We start from the raw sequence: 4338 nt of genomic DNA, 5'->3' as shown, positions 1-4338 counted from the left end.
GTGCTCGCCGTCGGCGACGAGGTCACCGACGGCGGTGACGCCGACGACGCGGACCGCCTCGACGGCGAAGCCGCCGAGATCTGACCGCCATCGCTCGCTGAACGCCGCCGAGCGACGAACGTCGCCGGATCCGGACCCCGAACCGGAACACCCGTTTTTCACCGCCCGACCCCGACATGGGTAGTAGATAACTCAACCGGAACGACGGCGACAGAGCAGATAACCAACGAGCCGGTGGCGGGACCGGCGGCTTCGGAGCCGATCGCCGGTGGGGGCGCTTCTCCCGTCCACACTTATAAGGAAAGCCGCGACAGCGGGGCGGGACGTGCGCCCCGGAAGCCGGCGACGGAGCCGCCGGCGACGGTTATAAACGGCCGCCGGCGACGGTTACAACGGGCCGGCGACGACGCTTATAAGGAGCCTTTCGTGCTCGGCGTGTCGCTCCGCCGATCGTCGAGTCGGGTGGCGTCGTCGAGGGCACGCGCGAGAGCCTTAAATAGGGCTTCGACCTCGTGGTGGGCGTTGTCGCCGCGTTCGACCGCGGCGTGCAGGGTGAGGTCGGCGTTCATCGCCAGCGACAGCGCGAAGTGATCGGCCATGACGCTCGTGAACTTCCCGACTGCCTCCTGAGAGAACTCGCCGGCGAACTCGTAGTACGGGCGGCCGGCGACGTCGACGACGACGCTCGCGACTGCCTCGTCGAGCGGGACGCGCCGGTCGGCGTATCGCCGGATCCCGCGCTTGTCGCCGAGCGCCTCGTCGAACGCCTCGCCGAGACAGATCGCCACGTCCTCGACGGTGTGGTGGTCGTCGATGTGGGTGTCGCCGTCACAGCGCACCGTCAGGTCGAAGAGGCCGTGTTTCGCGAACGATTCGAGCATGTGGTCGTAAAAGCCGATCCCGGTGTCGACCTCGCTATCGCCGTCGCCGTCGACGGCGAGAGTGAGCTCGATCGTGGTCTCCCCCGTCTCACGGGAGACCGCGGCGGTGCGGTCGGTATCGCTCATACACGGTTCTCGTGGGGGACTCTTAAGGGGGTTGCGGGGGCAGGTTGTAGGCGAGGGTCGGGACCCGACTCCGTTCGTCGGTGGCTATTTTTGCCCGCCAGATGAACACGCGACCATGGGCACCGAGGATGTCGGTCCGGAGAGCGCTCCGGAGCCGCCGATCGAACACGACGTTGACGAAGGTGAGGGGGAGCTCGAACGGACGATCGGGCTTGTCGGCGGCCTCGCGATCGGTATTGGGACGATGATCGGCGCGGGGATCTTCGTGTTCCCGGGGCTCGCGGCCGAAAACGCCGGCCCTGCGGCGTCGCTCTCGTTCGCGATCGGGGCGGTGATCGCGCTGCTCGTCGCGCTGCCGGCCTCGGAGCTCGCCACCGCGATGCCGCGAAGCGGTGGGGGGTACTTTTTCATCTCGCGGGGGCTCGGTACTGGGCCGGGTGCGATCGTCGGGCTCGGGCTCTGGCTCGGGCTCGTCTTCGCGTCCGCGTTCTACCTCGTCGGGCTCGGCAGCTACGCCGGACAGGTGTTCTTCGAGGCAGGGATCACGCTCCCGATCAACCCTGCGGTGCCGCTTGGGGTGGCGTTCGGGATCGGACTCACGGTGCTCAGCCTGTTCGGAACGGAGAACACCGCCTCGCTCCAGAACGGGATCGTGATCCTGCTGTTGGCCATTCTCACGCTGTTCCTCTCGTACGGGAGTCTGGACGCGCTCGGGGTGTTCGGCGCGGAAAGCACGCCGGAGCGGTTCTTCCCGCCCGGCGGTGCCCTGCCCGTCCTCCAGACCGCGGCGCTCGTGTTCACCTCCTATCTCGGGTTCGCACAGATCGCGACCGTCGCGGGCGACATCAAACAGCCGTCGCGAAACCTCCCGCTGGCGATGGTCAGCTCCGTGATCATCGTCGGCGTGTTCTACGTCGTCACCATCTTCGTCGCGACGAGCGCGTTCGGGAGCGCTCGCCTCGGCGAGTTCGGCGAAACGGCGATGGTGGAGGTCGCTCGCGAGTTCATCGGGTTCCCCGGCGCGCTCGCCATAGTGATCGCCGGGCTGTTGGCGACGTTCTCCAGCGCGAACGCCTCGATACTGAGCGCCTCTCGTGCAGTGTACGCGGTGAGCAGCGACGAGATCATCCCGAAAACGGCGAGCCGGATCAACCTGAAGTACGGCACCCCGCACGTGGCGCTGGGGCTCGCCGGCGGCCCGATCGTCGTGCTCACGGCGACCGGGCAGGTGGAGCTGCTCGCCGAGGTGGCGTCGTTCCTCCATCTCGTGTTGTACGGGCTGATCTGCGTCGCGCTGATCCAGCTGCGCCGCGAAAGCCCGGAGTGGTACACGCCCTCCTTCGAGTGTCCGGCCGGGTTCGCCGTTGCAGGGGTCGGGGCGGTCGCGAGCTTCGGACTCATCGCGTTCATGCAGCCGGCGTCGATCGGGATCGGGATCGTCGTGATGGTCGCCGCATACGGGTGGTACCGCTACTACGCGACCGACGTCGAACTCAAGGGTGACTTCTGAGATGACGAACACGAACACACCGACGGCCGACGAACAGCCGGAAAACGACGGTATCGAGCAACAGGAGGGGGCGGAACGGCCGACGGTGCTCGTCCCCCTCGAAGTGCTCGAGGGCGATTCGATGCCCGACGGGACGAGCGAGCTCCTCGCGAACGCACACGTGGTGCTGCTCGGCTACCACGTGATCCCGGAGCAGACCGCGGCCGAGCAGGCGCGCGAGCAGTTCGGCGAGACCGCGATGAAGAAGCTCAGCGAGTTCGCCGATCGGCTCACCACCGCGGGGGCGACGGTCGAAACCCGGCTCGTGTTCACGCATGGGGAGCAGGCGACGATCGACCGAATCATCTACGAACACGACTGTCTGGCCGTGCTCGTGCCGAACAGCATCGAGAAGCCGGAGTCAGTGCTCGTCGCCGTGCGGGGAACGGTCGGGATCGGACGCAACACGCAGCTGATCGCCGGGTTGTTCGCCGGCACCGACATCCAGGTGACGCTGTACCACGTGCTCGGCCCGAAAGAGGAGGCAGACGACGCGCAAACCCTCTTGAACGGGGTTGAGGCCGATCTCGTCGAGCGGGGGATGGACCCCGACGCAATAGACATCCTCGTCGAGGAGACGGAGACGCCGATCGACGCGATCGCCCGGAACGGCCGGGAACACGACGCCGTGGTGATGGGCGAGACCGACCGATCGGTGACGACGTTCGTCTTTGGGATGCCCTCCAAACAGGTGGCGGAGCGGTTCCTCGGTCCCGTCCTCGTCGTCCAGCGAGAGCGGGCGGCGGAGGGCGGTGACGGCCCGGACTGACTCACCGATAGCGGTCGAGGGTCGGGCGAGTTCCCCGCGATCCGCCCGCGCTCTCGTTCGGGAGTCCCGACCGGATCCGCCGGGAGACGACGACATGGATCGCGACGAGTGTCGCGAGAACCGGCAACAGCGCTCCGATCGGTCCGGATCCGCCGGCGAGGGTGAGCGCGCTCAACGCGAGGAAGCCGCTGAGAACGGTCGCATACGTGACCGTCGCCGCGACGATCGTTCCGACCGCGACGACCGCGAAGAACGTCGCGACCGCGACGGCGTACTGCGCCGAGCGGCCGGCCAGTCGGAGGGTTTCGGTCGCGCCACGGCCGACGGTTTCCCGCGAGAGTTCAGGTATCTCCGCGCCAGCGACGGTGGGGTTCGATGGCTGCTGCTCCGCCGTGTCGAACACCGGTTGGGGGGGAGCGTCACCTGGTGGCCCGTCGAGTTCGACGGGGAACCGCTCGCCGTCGAGCACCGCGAGACCACCGGGACCGTACCCGAGGGACTCAACGAGCCGAACGATCGGGTACTCCTCGGACCACGTGGCCGGCGGGTCGAACGCGACCGTGTGGCGCTCCCCGGTGGTCAACACCTCGATCGGGACGCGGATCCGTCCCGCCTCGACGTACGGCTCCGCGACGACCTCGGCGGTCGCGTATCCGTGTTCGTCCGTGTACTCGTGTGCGCGGACGAGCTGTTCGGTGGCACTGTCGGCGGTCACTGGCCGGCTCCTCCGGTGGAACGCCGGGTTCCGGTTCCGACGGGGTACCGACACCTCGCTTCGATGACGACCCTCATGAGACGGTAACTATGCACATACTATGGCTCCCGAGCGGTTAAACCTCACCCCGGAAGAACCGTCGTTCACGGCGAGGTGACTGTCGCTCGCGCGGAGAGAACCGCTTCACTGCGTCGGGCCCCGTCACTTATATCGCGTCCGCGTCGTCCGCCGCGGCCTGCGCCTCCCGAAGCGTGAACCGCCCCTCGTACAGCGCGGTGCCGACGACGACCGCGGCCGC

General features: G+C 67.8%; 4 protein-coding genes and 1 pseudogene. 2 read left to right on the top strand and 3 right to left on the bottom strand.

Annotated elements, in window-relative coordinates; translation table 11 throughout:
- Nucleotides 1-410: 410 nt before the first annotated feature.
- Complete coding sequence (gene hisB, locus ACFQEU_RS12095; protein ID WP_379782474.1) at nt 411-1007, bottom strand: imidazoleglycerol-phosphate dehydratase HisB; 597 nt, start codon at nt 1005-1007, stop codon at nt 411-413.
- Nucleotides 1008-1122: 115 nt separating this feature from the next.
- On the opposite strand from hisB, the gene ACFQEU_RS12090 reads away from it, so the two are divergent.
- Both ACFQEU_RS12090 and ACFQEU_RS12085 read left to right on the top strand, forming a co-directional pair.
- Entirely contained in the window at nt 1123-2517 is a 1395-nt protein-coding gene (locus ACFQEU_RS12090; RefSeq protein ID WP_379782472.1) for an APC family permease, read from the top strand.
- Nucleotide 2518: 1 nt separating this feature from the next.
- A complete protein-coding gene (locus ACFQEU_RS12085; protein WP_379782470.1) occupies nt 2519-3325 on the top strand; it encodes a universal stress protein in 807 nt (268 codons plus the stop codon).
- 1 nt (nt 3326) lies between these two features.
- Here the strand turns inward: ACFQEU_RS12085 and ACFQEU_RS12080 are convergent, their stop codons facing one another.
- Both ACFQEU_RS12080 and ACFQEU_RS12075 read right to left on the bottom strand, forming a co-directional pair.
- Nucleotides 3327-4040, bottom strand: coding sequence for a hypothetical protein (locus ACFQEU_RS12080; RefSeq protein ID WP_379782468.1), 714 nt, complete (start codon nt 4038-4040; stop codon nt 3327-3329).
- Nucleotides 4041-4245: 205 nt separating this feature from the next.
- A pseudogene (locus ACFQEU_RS12075) lies at nt 4246-4338 on the bottom strand (1-(5-phosphoribosyl)-5-[(5-phosphoribosylamino)methylideneamino]imidazole-4-carboxamide isomerase); the annotation flags it as partial.

It is taken from the genome of Halorubrum tibetense, assembly GCF_042661865.1.
Classification (GTDB): Archaea; Halobacteriota; Halobacteria; order Halobacteriales; family Haloferacaceae; genus Halorubrum; species Halorubrum tibetense.
Note: the sequence above shows the minus strand (reverse complement) of the source record. Positions and strands in the feature narration are given on the sequence as shown.